Below are 19,927 nucleotides of genomic sequence, written 5' to 3' on the forward strand. Positions count from 1 at the left end.
AATAGGCAAACGACATGCAAAAATCGTCTGATTTGAACAAAATAAATGCCTCTTCGAGCTAAAACATTAACTTAACGGTCTTGAAAACATGTAATAGAGGTGTTATTCACATGCAACAGCGGCATTAAAGCATGCAAATAGTGAGCTTAACTCAATGCTTCAGCCTCCAAAAAGTGGTAAAAATAGGAAAGAAAAGAGTTAACATTGGTGTAACGTTCACAATAACAATGAATTATGAACCTCGCTAAAAATTCGCGTATTTGCGACCAACTTTGCTGTTGGTTGATTTCATGCGAGTTATGAGAGGGTCTTTGTAAAGAAAATTCAGCATTAATTATTCTTCCATGCTGCGTATCACTAATTCTACAAACGCTGCCTTTTGGACGTTTTCCGTGGTAAAAATATCACGATATTGAGAAGGAGGTAAGCATTGCTATCAATACTTACCTCCTACCTTAAAAATGTTATGGCACCACTACTTTTTTACCGTTACAAAGATAGACTCCCTGCTGAAGTTTATTCGCATCTGTACCTACCTTTATGCCTTGCAAGTTGTAATATGCGTCTTGGGTTGCATCTGCCACTGTATGAGAAATACTTGTAACTTTCTCGGCTTGCTTTTCAAAGGTCCAAATGGATGCTCCCCAATAACGGGGCTTGAGCAACACTGTTTGGAAGGCATCGGGATTGGTGTACCAACTATACGCCCCAGACGCCTCGATGATATTAAAACCCGAAGGACCTTCATCAGTCGTATAAGGAGAAAGCTTCCAACTATACGGTGTGCCAGCATGGATGGTTTGATCTATCACACTACTTCCCACACAGGCAGGGACTTCTCCTACCCTGCTGATAATTCCTACCGTTCCGTCTGCATTCTTCACAAAGCGCCATAACAAATCGTCTGTGGTAGCGGTGGTACGTACGGGATAAACGTTGTTGTCAGCAGGATTGAGCTTGGCATAGTAATCGGTAAAATAGCCGTTGCGTATCTTATACCAGTACGCCTCGTCTAAAGACTCAACTATCGAAGTGCGGGGAAAGGACAAAAACTGCTGGTACAAGGTTGCATATTCCATGTATTCGGCATGGCTCACGGCTTTTCCGTCAGCAAGATGTGCATGGGCTGGTACGATTACTTTCGCATTCAGGAAGGACACAGCCTCATCGGTGAAACTACCGGGTTGGTGAGGAACATTGCTTGCTATGAGTTTGTCACATTTCTTAACCAAAGCTTCCAGCAATGGCTTGTATTGAGTAATCCTTACCAATCGCCACGTGCCGGGATTGCAGAGTATAGGATCGTCGAAAGAAACCACATCGCCAGAAGGATGTCCAAACAAGCGAGGTGTGCTTCCTGTCGCTGTAACAGAATAGTTGGCGATATTCGTCATCACCATAGCACCTGCCACATAATCGTATTGCTTTGCGGGTACAGTGGCTTTGTCGAGACGAAATACCGTTGCATCTGTGGCATTCATCCGCACTGCCTTGTTGTAGTCTGCCAGTTGTATGTACTGCTGAGTGACAGCATTACGTATTTTCCACCCCTTTCCTGTCTTGACAAACTGCCACAGTTCTTCGGGTTCGTTTTGTGGAGTGTAGTGGAAACGCACACCTTGCTTGTTTTGGTACATCGCTGAACCCACATAACGCTTCTTGTAATAGGTAGAAGCCGATACGATTTGATACACCTCATTTTCTTGCGGTTGAACTACGTCGGCAGCTTTGAAGTGTACAATGGCGTTGCCAAGCACTTGTACATCAGCCGTCCCATCCTTTGCTTTTTGCAAGGTTTCTGACAAAGTCTGATGCTCTTCAGCCGACACATAGCCTGCTTCACCGGGCGTGGTAGTGTCGAGCAACGTTTGCGCTTCTTGGATTGCCGTTTGCAAAGCGTCTTGATTGGCTTCTATGTAATGACGGGCGTAGACATACTCCATGCGGTCGAGCAGCTCATCATGCTTCTGCAATCGCTGGTAGAAGCTCACCCAGTTCTTCTTGTTTTCAGGCAACCATCCTGTCTCTGCCAAAGCCAACAGACGTGGTAGCAACTGATACTCCAACTGGGTATTGTCGTTGCAGGTCTCGGTCCACATGTTTCCTTGTACACCTAAGCAATAGTCTTCCCTCCCGCTAAGTGCGCTCACTGGGTTGACACTGTACACGGTGGGTACGCTGTTCACATAACCATCGCCCCATCCTCCTTGGTAAATCTCGTTGACATCGGCTTGACTCTTCGACACTTGCATCATGTCAAGATACAGAGACTGGTAGGGCACTACGATACTCTTGAAACCCAAGTCGGCAGCATCTGCACTTTTATTGATGTGATTCCAAGCCATGATGACTGGCTTTACCTTGTTGGTAGCAGGCCAATGCGCCATCAACTCGTCCCACACGATGATTTGCTTGCCGTAATTATCATACAAATATTCACCCAACAGTTCGACGAGCCACGACTGAAGTTGCTCTACCCCACTAAGTCCTTCAGCCCGAACTCTTTCCAAGCAGTCGGCATTGTTGCGCCACTGGTCGGTTGGGCATTCGTCACCACCCAAGTGAATGTAAGGTCCGGGGAAAACAGTTGCTACATGCCCGAGCACACATTTTAAGAAATCGATGGTAGAATCCTTGCCTATGTTCAACACATCTTTTGAAATACCACCAGGTATCCGCACACGATAGGTCTTGGTGGGATCGCAACTAAGCTCGGGATAAGCAGCCACGGCAGCTACCATGTGACCGGGTAAGTCTATTTCGGGAATAATCGTAATGTGTCTCTCCTGCGCATATTTCACTACTTCGCGCAAGTCATCGAGCGTGTAATACATTCCCTCTCCGTATTCGGTATCATCGAAGAACTGCTGACTGCCACCTGCATTCACAAACGAACCGGCACGCTTGCTCCCCACGGTTGTCAGCTTGGGATACTCTGGTATCTCCACACGCCACCCTTGATCATCGGTAAGATGCCAGTGAAAGCGGTTCATCTTGTAAAATGCCATGATGTCAAGGATGCGCATTACTTCGTGTTTGTCGAAGAAGTGGCGTGCCACATCAAGCATAAAGCCACGATGGTCAAGAGCTGGCGCATCGTTAATGAACAATTGCGGCAACGTCCAAGTGGCACCACTCACAGGATTCTTCTCATAAAAGGCATTGGGCAATAACTGCTTGATGGTTTGCAGGGCGTAAAAATATCCCGCATCGGTCTTGGTTTTTATCAGTACACCCTTTGCGTCCACCACGAGGGTATAGCCTTCATCAGGCAGGGTGTTGTCTATTACCACACTGATAGCGTTGTCCTTTCGGTCAGTCGAACAAGGCTCGACACTGAGCTGGATGCCTGCCGTTGCTGCCAATTGATTGGCAAAGGCGGTGGCTTGCTGCTGGGTAACGTCATTCGTATAGGCAATGGAATGCAGTTGATTGAGTTCGTATGTCTCGCCTTCAACAAGGGTAAGCGATGAGGGATAAGGTATCAAGCGAGGCAAATTGCGATACGCCTCCAATGCACTTTCGGGTGTGAATGACAGTGGATTGTTGACATCGCCAACGTCCCACAAGCCCACTTCGTGTCCTACACCAGGACCTGTCCATTGGTTCAGGGCAACGGCACCGTTGTCGTAGGGTGTCACTTCGTATTTACCACTTGGCAAAGACTTGATTTTCAACTTAGTAGCTTGGTGCTTAGAGGAGGCGAAAGCCATGCCTTGTTTGGCGGTACTGTTAAGATATAGGTGTCGTCCTGTCTTGTCAGTAAGCGTGAACCCTGCACTCTCAGAGCCTTCTATCTTCCACAATTGTGCAGGTTGCCCTGTCATAGAGTGGGTTTGCACCTTGACGCCATCGCCTTGAGATGTGAGTACATTTTGACTATTGGCAAACTGGATAAAATACCAAAACGTATTATCAGCTGTACTGATTTTTGGGAACTCTGCCGCTTGCAGGTTACACAAGCTGCCCAACAACAAAAAAAGAATAGTGTATAGCGTTTTCTTCATAGGGTTAAAAATTAATGATAAATGCCTGCTGTCGAACCAAAACAACATGAATGGCATTACTTTGAATTTAATATGGGCATAAAAAAAAGGCATAAGCCTTATTTGATGACTATTTTCTTGCCATCATGAATATAGACACCTTTCATGGGATGGTCTGTCTTTCTACCTTGCAAATCATAGTATCCCTTAGAAATAGGTGCCGAATCCGCACTTATCACACCATCGATGCCCGTCAACGTTTTGGGCTGAAACACGCGCACATAGTCAACTCTTGATTCATACACAAAGTCCATATCAGGATTACTTGCCCATTGACCATTGCCCACACTTTGGTTAAGAATCAGATAAAAGGGCGCATTGAAAGGCCATTGACCTTTTTGCAAGTCATCGTCATTGCTCGACTTGTGGTATCTTCCCTTCTCTACTCCGTCTACATACCATATCAACTCTTCCTCGTTCCACTCCAAACTATACACATGAAAATTGTCTACATCCACATATCCTGAAAAGCTGGAGGTAGGATTATTACGCTGGTGCAAATTGTATGTCCAATTAGAGTGTACGGTATGATAAGCCTTATTCTCCATATTGATAGTTTCAAATATGTCTATTTCGCCTGCATTGGGCCATCCTGCGCATGGTGGTTGCGGCATCATCCAAGCAGCGGGAAAGTTTCCAGCGTGCCGAGTGGTCTTCATTCGCACGTCTACCCTACCATATTTGAACGAAAACAAGTCACACGTTTCCATGGCACCCGACAGCATGTCGGCAGGATCTTTCGTCTTGTCGGGATTCTTGAAACATCTCAGCACCAAACAACCGTCTTTGATGAAAGCCACTTTGGGGTCAGAACTAATATATCGGTTCCACGCTGCACCGTATCTTTTAGATGGTTTCCAACGCTTGGGATCAGGAAACGTGCCGTCTGCCTGATTGAACTCATCGTTGAAAACCATCACATAATCGTCTTCATCCGTCTCGTTTTGCCCCATTTTTACAAATGAAGGTTGCAGTTGCAAGTCACCGTCAAGCAAACCGGGAGCAATCTCAAGCAGTCCGCACCGGCAGGCAGAGGCATCCAAGACCGTCTGTACATACTGCGCCACGCCATTGACGAGCGAGTCTTTTGCGGCAAGGTTGCCGTGCAGAACCTTTACCGAACCGAGCTTGAAGCCCTTATCGGGCTTCATTTGCACGGTAAAAGACTGTCCGTATGGCACCTTGACGCCATCGACAGGTTGTCCTTCGAGCGTCAATACCGTTCCGTTTTTCGATGAACAAGTTACGGTTCCTTGTTCGCCATGGTGTACAAACAACCGCACATCTGCTATGGCTCCGCCGTTGTTGGCGATGTGATTGCCTGCCGAAGTGTTGCCTTCGGGGTCGACGTTGTCCCAATCTATCTTGTACCGCATCATATAATGCCCCGTCTCAAGATTATCAGGAAGGGTGAATTTGGGTGCATTGAGTCGGTCAAGGCTTTGCAAATGCTGCCCATCACTGCTGTAAGGTTGCCCGTTGCAAGTGGCTGCGCTGAAGCTCACCAGCTCGTTGTCGGCCGTCAGTTGTCCCCCATCAAGTGGCTGTTTCCAATTGAAATAACCATTCTTGTTTTTGTCCACATACACCAAGGTCTGCATCCAACTGCCACTGTAGTTGACACCAGGGGCTACTTGTGTGCCAGCTGATGCCACAAAAACGTGCTGCGTCAGATCATGGTACACGTTCTTAGGGTTGTCGATATTTACTTCCTGCTGATTCAGAAGCACAGCGTTGAGCGTTCTGGAAGCGTGCTTGTTGGGTTGGTTCTTGTCGAAACCAATGCTGTAGAAATCGTTTGCTTCTGGAGAACCAATGCTTACAAACAATCCTTCTACCACAACATCACCGTCAATAAGCTCAGCAGGTAAGGTATAGCTATCATTTTCATCGAACGAAGACTTCTTCACTATCACGTCACGATATTGAGCTACGCCATGGATCAGGCTATCGCCTTGCAGATTGTAGCCATGTCTGACGCGTATTCCTTTGTAGGTGAACCCATTCTCGGGGCGCATCTTAATGGTAACTGGTTTGCCAAAAGGTACTTGTTTATCAAGAAAATGGCCTTCAACATCGAGCACGTCGCCATTACGCTGTGCATTCGTGATGCGCACTTGGTCACGGTGAACATTGAGTCGGATGTCGGCAATAGCCCCACCATTTTTGGTAATGCTGTTGGAAGAGGCTATATTTCCGCCCGCATCTATACAGTTCCAATCGACCTTGTAACGCATACGGTAGAATCCTGGCTGCATATCGGCAGGCAAGGTGAATGCTGGCGGATTGAGGACATTACGCTTATCGCCGGAAAGTGCTTGTCCCATAGAATTGAACCCTTTTGAGTCGTTGTTAGGATTCTGCGAATAAAAGGAATAAGCCGCAACGTCACTGCCCTGTACAGGCTTTCCATCGGCTGCCAAATTCGTATCAAATCGTCCGTCTCTGCCATAGTCTAAGTAAACATATCCGTGCATCCAAGTGCCGTTGTATTTAAAAGACGGCTGGAGAGTTTCGCCTGCTTTCGCGATGAACTCAACATGGTCGATTGAACTGTAGACAGGCGTTTGCTTGGTGATACTGCCAGCCACCGTTGCTTCCTTGCCGTTGAGCGAAATGCTAAGCAGTCCTCTGTCGGTACGAGTGTAATGAGCCTTCTTGTTAATATTCAAGGGATAGTCTTCACGCTGGGTTTGCGTGGTGGGTTTGTCGTTCACCTCTATGCAGTCGATGTACACAGCAAAGTCTTCGGTGCGCATGTGTGGAGACTCATTGTCGGGTACTACAACGAGCGAATGCACGTCCACTCCCTCTGCTCCTTTGATAGGAAACACGGCATCTACCCATTGGTCAGGTTCAACTTTGTTGGTAGACAGCACCCAAAACTGCTCCGTCTCCTTTGATTGGTCGTTGCGCTCAACGCGTTTACCCAAGCCGATGAGCATCACTCGACCAGCCACAGGCTTGTGTAGCATGACGTGAACGTACTGCAAAGTAGGCTTGAGTTTCAACGGTTGTTGAAGATCAATGCGTGCTCCGAAGGTGTTAGAAGCGAATCGAGAACGTTGAAAAGCCAATACTTTGGCTGATGGATTGGGGGCTACGCCTAATATCTCATCCATCTCAGTGTGCGGGTTAGCGATGACGCGGACATTACCTTCCAATCTTCCTGTGCGGAAAGGCGAGTGTTCCCATGTATCATAAACGCCGATTGACTTGTAGTCTTGTTGCTCAAACCCTATAGACTGAGCCGTTGTTGTGAGTGGGAATAATATCCCAGCCATTATTATAAGGTGTTTGATGGTTTTCATATATTGTGTTTGATGTTTACGTTATCTATTGTTTTCATTGTTTTCAAACTGCCTTGTGAACTAAAATACACTCACTGTGTGCAGAGTTGGGCACGCCTTGGCGTCGTCAATGACAATTCTCAAAGCCTTGACTTTGTAGCCTGTGCCATAACTCTGGGCTGTCGAACCGTTGAGAGGAACAATGCGTTTATATCCTACCGTGGTAGTTGTAACACCCTGCGCCACGGGCTTAAAGGTTTGTCCATCCTCGGAAATCTCTAAATGGAACTTGCGAATACGCTGTCCCAAACGAATATACTCCATGAGGGAAACATATCTAATGGTTTGCGGTTGGTTCCATGTCAGCGTGATAGTACCCTTTGTCACGCCGTCACTGGCAGCCCAATAGGTATCTTTGTTCGCATCGGTCATATTGCTTGGCTTGTAATCTCTGTGTGCACCATGGCTGCGCTGATCGGTGACTGTGACGGTTGCCAAGCGCGCAAGGTCGTGTCCGAGTCTTTTTCTAAGCAGGTCGCCTGACTCCTTCAATGCCTTTACTGTAGCGTCGGGCAACAGTCCACGCTTGTCAGGAGGACAGTTAAGTATCAGGGTGGAGTTACGTCCTACGGTCTCAAGATACATCTGGAAAGTACGTTCAGCACTCATGGGGCGTTCACCTTGGTGCCAAAACCATCCCTTATCGGTGAACTTGGCATCACTTTCACCGGGGAACCATATCCATCCATTCTCCGTTCCATACATACCATTCCCCTCGGGAGCATATCCTCTGTCCTCAGGACTCCAGTTGGTTTCTCCAGCCCATCCTTGTTCATTACCTATCCAGCGAGCTTCTCCGCCAACTCCCCAAAGGATAATATCGGGACAAACTTTATGTATAGAATCACGCAAGTTGGGCACATCATAGTAAGTATCTCGGTCTACACTGACGGTTTTGTTGCGTCCTCCGTAATAGCCATCGCCACCATTGGCACCATCGAACCACATTTCAAACTGGTCGGTACCATACTGCGCCAGCTCTGCACACTGTCTGAGGAACACCTCACTGACATATCTCGGCGTGCCATAGAGTGCGGAGTTACGATCCCAAGGTGATACATAAAAGCCATATTTCATACCCAACGCCTTGGCAGCATCCGCAAACGACTGTGGAAGATTGAGCGATCTACCATTCTCGTTGCCCGCACCAACAACGCTGTGCTTAGTGGTTTCTGTGGGCCACAAGCAGAATCCGTCGTGGTGTTTCACCACAGCGATGCCGCCCGTCATGCCCGCATCACGTACTGCCTCAAGCCACTGACGTGGATCGGGCTTGCCAGTAGGTGCAAAAAGGCTCTCGGCTTCGTTGCCTTTTCCCCACTCCATATTGGTATATGTGTTCATACCATAGTGGAAAAAGGCATAATACTCGGTTTCCTGCCATTTCATTTGTCGCTCTGTAGGCAGTGGAAATACGGGGGCAGGTTCGTTATCAGGATTGGATAACGACTGCTGCACCAGCCGGAACGATGGCTCCGACTGTGCTTGCACGGTCATGAACGCTGCGGTCATGGCCAGTGTCAGTAAGTAGTTTTTCTTCATAAAAATACGTTGCGACAGGTCTCTCATTGCCGTAAAGGACAATTAAGCGACCCTTTGCCGCATCATGGAGTTAATAAATATTATAGCTTTTAAATGATTGCTTATGTTGGTTAGTTCCACAAAATTACAAAAAAGTTTTAGTTTTGAAACAAAATTCAATTGTTTATGAGCAAAAAGATATGAAGAATGCATACACATTCGTCATTTATCTCTGATTTTGTTGTTTATTGCGAATACAGAGGATGAAGCATCAGCCTTGCTTGACAGCACCTAAAAAAGCCTGTACACTTTTTGTAGTATACAGGCTTGAATCATATGAACAGACGACAAATCCTCACGTCTTGACGCAAATTAACTGCGATACAACGCCACAAGAGTCGTCGATCTATCTTTTTCCGAGGCGCATGGCACAAAAACCCAGCGATGTTCTCGGATGTCAAATTTAGTCACGAAAGCGATTAGTCCTTAAGCTTTGCCGTAATGAATTCGCGGTTGAGGCGAGCAATATTTGCAATCGACTCATTCTTTGGACACACTGCTTCGCACGCTCTGGTGTTGGTACAGTTACCAAATCCTAATTCATCCATCTTCAGAACCATGGCTTTGGCACGCTTGGCAGCTTCTGGACGACCTTGTGGCAACAATGCCAACTGACTAACCTTGGAGCTCACAAAGAGCATCGCAGAGCCGTTTTTGCATGCTGCAACGCAAGCACCGCAACCGATGCAGGTAGCACAGTCCATCGCCTCGTCGGCATTTTCCTTCGGTATAAGGATAGCATTAGCATCTTGTGCCTGACCTGTACGAATGGTGTTGTAACCTCCAGCTGCAATAATTTTGTCGAAAGCTGCACGATCTACCATACAGTCTTTAATGACAGGGAAGCCTGCTGAACGCCAAGGTTCTACAGTAATGACATCTCCATCGTTGAAGCGACGCATGTATAACTGGCAGGTTGTTGCGCCACGCTCTGTCTTTCCGTGTGGCACACCATTGATATAGAGTGAGCACATTCCGCAAATACCTTCACGACAGTCGTGATCGAAAACAAACGGTTCTTTACCATCCTTGATGAGTTCCTCATTGAGGATGTCAAGCATTTCGAGGAAAGAAGTATCGTCAGGGATATTCTTCATCTCGTGAGTATCAAAATGTCCCTTGTCTTTAGGACCGTTCTGACGCCAAAATTTAATTGTAAAACTTATATTTTTTGACATGGTGTTTTGAGTTTATGAGTTTGTGAGTTTGTGAGTTTTTAAGTTTTTTCAGTTACTTCTTTACTGTCTTGTATTGTAATTCCTCTTCTAAAGGGTGTTTGTACTTTTCTGTATAAATTAAAGACTTGAGCATTTTTGAAACTTCTTCTACTAAGCTTACCAGTTCTTGACAGGCATTAGTAGTAATAAAAGCTAAATCTTTAGATAAGATGAGCTGCGTTTCCAACTCGTTGCACGAACCCAATGATATGTACAAAAATCGTATATGCTCATTGTTTGTCTCTCTGCCATAACCCTCCGATATATTTGAAGGTATGGAAACGGCACATCGACGCATTTGACTAACAAGTCCAAATCGCTCTTCTTGAGGATAAGAAGCAGTTAACTCATAAACCTTACGAGTAAGATTCATGCTCTTTTGCCAAACGGATAAATCTCGAAATGTGCCCATTTTATACTTTCCTTTGTCTATTACAGAGTTGACAAGTCAGTGGAGAAACTTAAAAACTTAAAAACTAAGAAACTCAAAAACTAACGATTAATTCTTATAATTACGTGTTTGTACCTTGATGGCCTCGTACTCGAGTGGCTCTTTAATCAACTCGGGAGCGGTTTCATCATTGTTCTGGTACTTCCAACAACCTACATAGAAATAGTTTTCATCGTCACGTTTTGCCTCTCCCTCAGGTGTTTGGTACTCCTCACGGAAGTGACCTCCACAACTCTCATTACGAGAGATGGCATCGTAAGCAACGAGTTCGCCCATCAATAAGAAATCACGCAAATGGATAGCTTTATCCAACTCAACGTTCAGGCCTTCTTTTGTTCCAGGGATAAACAGATTGGTATCGAACTCTTTACGTAAGTCTGCTATCATCTTTAAGCCTTCTTCAAGTCCTTCCTTGGTACGACCCATTCCTACATGTTCCCACATGATGTGACCTAACTCCTTGTGAATAGAGTCGACAGAACGCTTACCCTTGATGTTCATCAAACGGTCAATTTCTGATTGAACCTTCTTTTCAGCCTCTTCAAACTCTGGAAGATCAGTAGAAAGACGTGGCCAAACAGCTTGGTCTGCCAAATAATTTTGAATGGTGTATGGCAACACAAAGTAACCATCTGCCAAACCTTGCATCAACGCTGAAGCGCCCAAGCGGTTAGCACCATGATCAGAGAAGTTGCATTCACCGATGGCAAACAGTCCTGTGACAGAGGTCATCAACTCATAATCTACCCAGATACCACCCATGGTATAATGGATAGCGGGGAAGATCATCATTGGTTTGTAGTACTTTACACCATTGATTTCGTTCGCCATGTCACCAGGGAATACGTCTGTAATCTCTTCATACATCTCGAAGAGGTTTCCATAACGCTGCATGATTTCATCAAGTCCCAATCGATTGATCGACTCAGAGAAGTCAAGGAACACAGCCAAACCCGTGTTGTTCACACCAAAGCCCTTATCGCAACGCTCCTTCGCAGCACGCGAAGCCACATCACGAGGCACTAAGTTACCAAATGCCGGATAGCGACGCTCCAAGTAGTAATCGCGGTCCTCCTCTGGAATTTCCCAGCCTTGTTTCGTTCCTGCCTGCAATGCCTTGGCATCTTCAATCTTCTTAGGAACCCAAATACGTCCGTCGTTACGCAACGATTCTGACATCAGTGTCAGCTTCGATTGCTTGTCACCGTGTACAGGAATACAGGTGGGGTGAATCTGTACATACGAAGGGTTAGCAAAATAAGCTCCCTTACGGTAGCACTGAACAGCAGCAGTACAGTTACATCCCATTGCATTGGTAGAAAGGAAATAAGCATTTCCGTATCCGCCAGTGGCGATTACTACAGCATTGGCAGAGAATCTCTCTAACTTACCAGTCACCAAGTTCTTGGCTATGATACCACGAGCACGACCGTCAATGATGACTACGTCTTCCATCTCGTAACGTGTATAGAGCTTTACTTTGCCTGCATGTACTTGACACATCAGTGATGAGTAAGCACCTAACAACAGCTGCTGTCCTGTTTGACCTTTGGCATAGAACGTTCTACTTACCTGTGCGCCACCAAACGAACGGTTGGCGAGCATACCTCCGTATTCACGAGCGAATGGTACGCCTTGTGCAACACATTGGTCGATGATAGCATTCGACACCTCTGCCAAACGGTAAACATTAGCTTCACGAGCACGATAGTCGCCACCTTTTACAGTATCATAGAACAAACGATAAACAGAGTCACCGTCATTCTGATAATCCTTGGCTGCATTGATACCTCCTTGTGCAGCAATAGAGTGTGCACGGCGAGGCGAGTCTTGAATACAAAAGTTGAATACATTGAATCCCATCTCGCCCAATGATGCGGCAGCACTGGCACCTGCTAAGCCTGTACCAACAACGATGACATCCAATTTTAATTTATTCTTTGGGTTAACCAAACGCTGGTGAGCCTTGTAATTGGTCCACTTCTCAGCTACTGGTCCTTCAGGAATTTTAGAATCTATTTGTGTCATAATATTCTTCCTTATCTATTATAAGATTAAACAATTACGCACAGCACAAACTCGGCGCGCAGCCAAATGCAAATGCGAGAACAACTACAAGGAAACCAAGCATTAATAATGTGGCATATACCTCACCGATAATCTTCCATCGGTTGAACCAAATTTTATTGCTGATTCCAAGGGTTTGCATAGCACTCCAAAAACCATGAGTGAGATGAAGCCACAAAGCACACAACCAAATAATGTACAATACAACATACAAAGGCTGTGAGAATGTTTCCTGAATGTAACCAAAACCATCAGCAGGATTGCCTAACGGATCGGCAATGTGAAAGATTTCGGCAAACATCATATTGTACCAAAAATTGTACAAATGAAGAATCATACCCAAAACTACGATGAGTCCTAAAACCAACATGTTTTGAGATGCCCACTCTACTTTGGAACTCTTTTGGGTAACAGCATAACGCTCGTTCCCTCGAGCTCTTCGGTTTTGTGCCGTAAGAATGAAGGCATAGACGATGTGACACACAGTTAGTGCTGCAAGTGCAATCGTAGCTACTACCGCATACCAGTTGGCACCCAGAAGTTCACAAATCGTATTGTAGGCATCTCCAGAAAAGAGAGCCACAATATTCATTGACATGTGAAATGTCAGGAATAGAATAAGTGCGACACCGGTAACCGACATCACTACTTTTCTACCAATAGATGAATTGATTAACCACATAAATGATTGAAATTTAAGTATTAAATGTTAGAAAAAAATATGCTTACTAATTAGATATAATCAACGAATTTTTAACAAATGTTATCATCTCTCCCCTTTTGTGAGTATGCGTTACGTATGCTGAAGTGCAAAAATACTACATTTTAATGATAACTCAAAGCTTTTTATCGAAAATACTATCAAATAGACATCGCCTTTTTCGTATAACATCGATGAACGATGATAAAAACCAATTTTTGTTCTTTTGTTTCCTCAACAAATCTAATACATCGAGCACATCAAATGACTTGTGTGCATTGTATCTCTCATTTACTTTTATTTGTTGTACAATAATGATTCCTCCATGAAAGAGCTGTGTCTTTTTTCACCACATCATTTTTGGCAAAGGTATCTGGCATTTTTGTCCTGTTATTTTACCGAAAATCGACCATCTAAAATCTTCAAAATAGAAAAATTCAATAGGTAAACGAGATGCAAAAATGGGCTGATTTGGACAAAATAAACGTCTTTTTTAGCTGAAACATGGAAATAACGCCCTTGGAAACACTCTTTAAGGGTGTTATTTACATAACATAGAAGCATTAAAGCATGCAAATTGTTAGCTTAACTCAATGCTTTAATCGCCAAAAAGTGGTAAAAATAGGGATGAAGCAAAACGGATTGAGCGTAACACCTTAAATTACATATGGTTACAAAACTCTCTCAAATTTCGCATATTTGCGACCAACTTTGCCCTTGGATGTCTTGACGCGAGTTTTGAGAGGCACTTTGTAAATAAAATTCAGCATTAATAATCAGTTCATGGGACATACTTCCAAGGCTGCATCTGCTGTATTTTTGCTGGTTTTCGTTGTAAAATATCATTAAACGAAAGAGTCGTATCGAACAGGATGAAATATCTATTCTGTGGAAAACAAACCTATAAATACAAACGAATGATAACGTTCCGTCTACATAGTTTTTCGTCTTCATCCTTATTTTATTCAATATTATTTCTTAATTTTGCGTTGTTTCTTTTTCTTATGACAAGAAACTTACTCTAAAAAGCGAAGCTTAAAAAAGGTTGATTACTTAAAAACAATATCACCAACCTTGCCATTACAAAGCGATAGAGGGAGTTTCTATAACAATTAAATAAAGCAAGATAGAAGAATGATATTTCAATACGATGTGCTTGTCATTGGCGGAGGACACGCTGGATGTGAAGCTGCAACGGCAGCTGCGCAATTAGGAGCGAAGACTTGTCTCGTCACAATGGACATGAATAAAATAGCACAAATGAGCTGTAACCCTGCCATTGGAGGCATTGCCAAGGGACAGATTGTTCGAGAGATTGACGCCTTAGGTGGTCACATGGGAATGATAACTGATGCTACCTCTATTCAGTTTCGCATGCTCAACAAAGGCAAAGGACCTGCAGTGTGGAGTCCTCGTGCGCAGTGTGACCGTAGTAAATATATTTTGGAATGGAGAACAGTGTTAGATCATACGCCCAATTTGGACATTTGGCAGGACGAAGCGTGCGAATTACTCACCGCAAACAGTGAGGTAACGGGTGTTCGTACGGTTTGGGGTGTTGAGCTATACGCTAAAAGTGTCATTATCACAGCGGGCACATTTCTTAATGGTTTGATGCACATTGGTAGGAAAAAGCTCCCTGGAGGACGATGTGCCGAGCCAGCAGTCTACCACCTGAGTGAAAGTATAGCGCAACATGGGATTACCGTCCAACGAATGAAAACTGGAACGCCTGTCCGCATTGACGCAAGAAGTGTGCATTTTGAAGACATGGAAATACAAGACGGAGAAAACGACTTCCACCAGTTTAGTTACATGAGTGGGTCAAGAAATCTCAAACAACTTCCTTGTTGGACGTGTTACACTACGCCAGAATCACATGAAGTGTTACGCAAAGGATTGCCCGATTCTCCCCTTTTCAACGGACAAATACAAAGCACAGGACCGAGATACTGCCCTTCTGTTGAAACAAAATTAGTGACCTTTCCCGACAAGGATAGACATCCGCTGTTTTTAGAACCTGAAGGTGAAAATACGAATGAAATGTATTTGAACGGCTTTTCATCGAGTATGCCGTTGAATATTCAGATAGAAGCCTTGCGCCAAATACCTGCTTTCCGAGAGGCAAAGATTTACAGAGCTGGATACGCAATTGAATATGACTACTTCGATCCTACTCAATTGAAACCTTCATTGGAATCAAAAATCGTCAAAGGTCTATTCTTTGCAGGGCAGGTAAACGGCACAACGGGCTACGAGGAAGCAGCAGGTCAGGGAATCGTTGCAGGTATCAACGCTGCTATCCACTGCTTTGGAGGCGACCCGTTTGTGATGAGACGTGACGAAAGTTATATCGGTGTGCTCATTGATGACCTAACTACGAAAGGCGTTGACGAACCTTACAGGATGTTCACCTCACGTGCTGAATATCGTATATTACTTAGACAAGACGATGCTGACGCACGATTAACCGAAAAAGCATATCAATTAGGGCTCGCAAAAAGAGACCGTTTGGACTGGTGGACACAGAAGAAAGAGAGCATTAGTCGTTTGATGGACTATTGTAATAACACTTCGATAAAACCGAAAGAAATCAACGAAATGTTGGAACGAAATGGGACATCAACGCTTAGGATGGGATGTAAAATATCAGAACTAATTGCCCGTCCTCAGATATCCATTCAACTTCTTGCGGAAATGATACCATCTTTGAGTGATGAGATTTGTAAAATTCCGAACAGAAAGAGCGAAATCATCGAAGCAACAGAGATAAAAATTAAGTATAAGGGGTACATTGAGCGTGAGAAAATAATAGCAGAAAAGATGCACCGACTTGAAAATATAAAAATTCAAAACAGGTTTGATTACGACCAACTACATGAACTTTCGACAGAAGCTCGTCAAAAATTAAAGCGAATTAACCCCGAAACGCTGGCAAAAGCAAGTAGGATTCCAGGGGTATCACCAAGTGACATCAATGTTCTTCTCGTATTATTAGGAAGATAAATACAACACATATCATCTAAATCTTACAGATGTTTCATGTGAAACAATTGATTATTTCATAACAACATAAACTATTGACAATGAACAACAAATTGCTATTAGACAACTTGAGGTGCATAGCAGATTGGCCCATCAAAGGAGTCAACTTCAGAGATGTAACCACCCTATTCAAAAACGCTGATTGTTTGAGAACAATCAGCGATGAAATGTACGAACTTTACAAAGACAAAGGTATCACAAAGATTGTAGGTATTGAGAGTAGAGGATTTGTCATGTCGTCGGCAGTTGCTATTAAATTGGGTGCTGGAATTGTGCTTTGCAGAAAACCGGGAAAGCTTCCATGCGAGACAGTGCAAGAGAGTTACGCTAAAGAATACGGTATCGACACCATCGAGATACACAAGGATGCTATCGATGAAAATGACATTGTACTCTTACACGACGACTTATTAGCCACTGGTGGAACAATGAAAGCGGCTTGCGACCTTGTGAAAAAGTTTCATCCTAAAAAGATTTATTGCAATTTCATCATAGAACTTATCAATGAAAATCTTAATGGAAGAGAGAAGTTCGACGACGACATCGAAATTACAACTCTCATTCAGATATAGAAGAAGGAACTCGCAATCAAACAAAGTTGCGAATTAGGAGGGGTACGAGACAGCTCTACCCCTCCCTAATTCATTAGACAAGGACAATTCAAGTTAGGAGTCAACGAACAACAAGACTGCAAAATATTCTTCATCGTAATGTTTCACATGAAACAAAGCAAAGACAATAGTCTTAATTCCATACAGTTAGAATGACCAAAGAAGGGAACATAGAGAGAATATCCAAATTAAAAAACATTGTTGATAGCATACCAGAGAGACCTGGGAGCTATCAATTTTTTGACAAAGAAGGAAATATTATATATGTGGGGAAGGCAAAGAACCTAAAGCGACGCGTGTCTTCGTACTTTCTAAAAGAGGTAGATCGCTTCAAAACTAAAGTCCTTGTCAGCAAAATACACAATATTACGTACACTGTTGTCAATACAGAAGAGGATGCTTTGCTATTAGAAAACAGTCTTATCAAGAAATATAATCCGAAATATAACATATTACTCAAAGACGGTAAGACCTATCCCAGCATTTGTATTACAAACGAATGGCTCCCAAGAATCATCAAAACACGACAAATAAGGAAAGGGAACGGCAGCTATTTTGGACCGTACACACAAATATCGCATCTGTATACAATCCTGGATGTCATCAATAAGATCTATAAGCCTCGCACGTGTACGTTCCCTATTACACCAGCAGGAGTAAAAGAAGGCAAATACCGTGCTTGCTTAAAATACCACATAGGGAATTGCTTAGCTCCATGTATAGCCAAACAATCCCACGAAGATTACATGCAAAACATAGAGCAAGCGCGTGAAATTTTGAAAGGAAATACCAGAGAAGTACGAGATATTCTTTATCAAATGATGCTGAAGAAATCGGAAGAACTCAAATTTGAAGAAGCGCAGATTCTAAAAGATAAATACGATATCCTTAACACATTTGTTTCCAAGAGCGAGGTAGTGAGCTATACGATAAAGGATGTTGATGTGTTCACATTAACCGAGGACGAGGGCAAAAAAACAGCATATGTGAACTACATGCACGTGAAGAATGGAACGATTAACCAGAGTTTCACCATTGAATATAAGTCTAAAATTGAAGAAACAAAAGAAGAAATACTTATCACTGCTATTCAAGAACTAAGATCAAGATTTGAAAGTAAAGCCAAAGAACTCATTGTTCCTTTTGATATCAACTGGCATCTCCACGATTGCATCTTTACTGTACCTCAAAGAGGAGATAAGAAGCACTTGCTGGATCTCTCTGAAATGAATGCCAAACAATACAAATTTGACCGATTGAAGCAAGCGGAGAAACTAAATCCAGAACAACGTCAGACCCGACTCATGAAAGAGTTAGAAACCCAATTGAATCTACCTACCCTTCCTTTCCACATCGAATGTTTCGACAACTCTAACATCTCTGGCACCAATGCCGTCGCAGGTTGCGTGGTATTTAAGGGGTTAAAGCCATCTAAGCAAGACTACCGTAAATACAACATTAAAACCGTTGAGGGACCTGACGATTACGCCTCAATGAAAGAAGTGGTGAGGCGTCGCTATCAACGTATGATTGAAGAACAAACACCCCTACCCAACCTCATCATTACCGATGGTGGGAAAGGCCAAATGGAAGTGGTGAGACAAGTGGTTGAGGATGAGCTTGGACTTCATATCCCTATCGCTGGACTGGCTAAAGACAACCGGCACCGAACCAACGAATTGCTTTATGGTTTCCCTCCACAAGTCATTGGTATGAAGACAGATAGCGAGTTGTTTCACATACTCACCAGAATACAAGACGAAGTGCATCGCTATGCCATTACCTTCCACCGTGACAAGCGCAGCAAACAAGCACTGCACAGTGAGTTAGATAACATTAAAGGAATCGGAATACAGACACAGAAACAGCTCTTGAAAGCTCTGAAAAGCGTGAAAAAAATCAAAGAAGCTGATTTACAAACTCTTACCAACATCATTGGTAAGTCGAAAGCAAATATCATCTTCCAATATTTTCAGGAAAAAGAAAGCACATAATGTCAAGACAGAGGTACACATGAAACGATGAAAAAGCGGCTCACGTATATCGTATCTCCTTGTTTATCAGCCGCTTACGTAAATAAGATTAGGTGATGTAAACCGTTCATTGCCAATCAATAATCAACAGACAAACGGAGTCAACGGACACCCCACTCAACTTTCAGCAAACAGGTGTCCTACAAAAAACCTATGAATAATATGCGCTTATCAATTTTTTAATGTGTAACTTTGCACACATCAGTCGAAATTTATCAACACAATTGGTAGACCGAAAAATGAAAACTTGGATTCGAATACTCCTTCTTATCGTTGGTATGACCATAGGGCATCATACTACAGGTAAGGCATATCCAAGTGTACACGGCTACCAAAAGGAAGCTCATAGAGAACTATCGGACGTTCAACAAAAGCTTAGTGACAAATATCAGCTTTATCACGAAACCCTTAGTGATCAAGAACGAGGCACGGCTCTTCGCACAGATTCCAATCAATCTACTCGAATCAACGCCCCTCGTCCACAACGCTACCTACCCCCCTACCTGCAACTTTCCAAGCTTGATGCATATAAGAAATCCACAGAAACATGGCATAACAAGCTTCACCTATGGAGGAAAGGGCACAAAAATTCACATTCAACGACTCCCATATCAACAAGAGTCCCAGTCGATTATTATGTGATTGCACTGAGACATATCATTCGTTGAATTGCTATCTTTATAAAACTCCCCTTTTAGTACATCAACAGATGTACGATTTTATCCATGTTTTACAAATAAAAGATAGCAAAAAAAATGGCAAAATTCAAAAATTGAGACCTCTGCAAAACTCTTATCCTAAAATTTGCTCATTACATTATTTTTTT

Annotated in this window: 11 protein-coding genes; 4 read left to right on the forward strand and 7 right to left on the reverse strand. The window is 43.6% G+C overall.

The window, feature by feature from the left end; all coding sequences use genetic code 11:
- Window positions 1-464 precede the first annotated feature (464 nt).
- From HMPREF9304_RS13740 to HMPREF9304_RS00350, 7 genes are all read right to left on the reverse strand, one after another.
- Window positions 465-4,007: a family 20 glycosylhydrolase gene (locus tag HMPREF9304_RS13740; protein WP_052045792.1), complete on the reverse strand. Its 3,543-nt coding sequence runs from the start codon at window positions 4,005-4,007 to the stop codon at window positions 465-467.
- A gap of 98 nt (window positions 4,008-4,105) precedes the next feature.
- Window positions 4,106-7,330: a glycoside hydrolase family 16 protein gene (locus tag HMPREF9304_RS00325; RefSeq protein ID WP_052045795.1), complete on the reverse strand. Its 3,225-nt coding sequence runs from the start codon at window positions 7,328-7,330 to the stop codon at window positions 4,106-4,108.
- 87 nt (window positions 7,331-7,417) lie between these two features.
- Window positions 7,418-8,938 (reverse strand): alpha-L-fucosidase, encoded by a 1,521-nt coding sequence (locus tag HMPREF9304_RS00330; protein WP_036925589.1) that lies wholly within the window; start codon window positions 8,936-8,938, stop codon window positions 7,418-7,420.
- Between the two features lie 458 nt (window positions 8,939-9,396).
- Window positions 9,397-10,155 (reverse strand): succinate dehydrogenase/fumarate reductase iron-sulfur subunit, encoded by a 759-nt coding sequence (locus HMPREF9304_RS00335; protein ID WP_008123780.1) that lies wholly within the window; start codon window positions 10,153-10,155, stop codon window positions 9,397-9,399.
- A 52-nt stretch (window positions 10,156-10,207) separates the two neighbouring features.
- Window positions 10,208-10,606: a four helix bundle protein gene (locus HMPREF9304_RS00340; protein ID WP_036925572.1), complete on the reverse strand. Its 399-nt coding sequence runs from the start codon at window positions 10,604-10,606 to the stop codon at window positions 10,208-10,210.
- Window positions 10,607-10,693: 87 nt separating this feature from the next.
- Complete coding sequence (locus HMPREF9304_RS00345; protein ID WP_036925574.1) at window positions 10,694-12,673, reverse strand: fumarate reductase/succinate dehydrogenase flavoprotein subunit; 1,980 nt, start codon at window positions 12,671-12,673, stop codon at window positions 10,694-10,696.
- Between the two features lie 34 nt (window positions 12,674-12,707).
- Entirely contained in the window at window positions 12,708-13,394 is a 687-nt protein-coding gene (locus HMPREF9304_RS00350) for a fumarate reductase (protein ID WP_036925576.1), read from the reverse strand.
- Window positions 13,395-14,546: 1,152 nt separating this feature from the next.
- Here HMPREF9304_RS00350 and mnmG point away from each other — a divergent pair.
- The 4 genes from mnmG (at window position 14,547) to HMPREF9304_RS00370 (ending at window position 19,769) form a co-directional block, all read left to right on the forward strand.
- On the forward strand, window positions 14,547-16,418 hold the full coding sequence (gene mnmG, locus HMPREF9304_RS00355; protein ID WP_036925584.1) for a tRNA uridine-5-carboxymethylaminomethyl(34) synthesis enzyme MnmG: 1,872 nt from the start codon (window positions 14,547-14,549) through the stop codon (window positions 16,416-16,418).
- An 80-nt stretch (window positions 16,419-16,498) separates the two neighbouring features.
- On the forward strand, window positions 16,499-17,029 hold the full coding sequence (locus tag HMPREF9304_RS00360) for an adenine phosphoribosyltransferase (protein ID WP_036925585.1): 531 nt from the start codon (window positions 16,499-16,501) through the stop codon (window positions 17,027-17,029).
- Between the two features lie 191 nt (window positions 17,030-17,220).
- The gene (gene uvrC / locus HMPREF9304_RS00365; protein ID WP_036925586.1) at window positions 17,221-19,062 is read left to right on the forward strand and encodes an excinuclease ABC subunit UvrC; all 1,842 of its coding nucleotides are present in this window, start codon (window positions 17,221-17,223) and stop codon (window positions 19,060-19,062) included.
- A 278-nt stretch (window positions 19,063-19,340) separates the two neighbouring features.
- Window positions 19,341-19,769: a hypothetical protein gene (locus tag HMPREF9304_RS00370; protein ID WP_156104730.1), complete on the forward strand. Its 429-nt coding sequence runs from the start codon at window positions 19,341-19,343 to the stop codon at window positions 19,767-19,769.
- Window positions 19,770-19,927 lie beyond the last annotated feature (158 nt).

This window comes from Hoylesella timonensis S9-PR14 (assembly GCF_000762405.1).
GTDB lineage: Bacteria > Bacteroidota > Bacteroidia > Bacteroidales > Bacteroidaceae > Prevotella > Prevotella timonensis_A.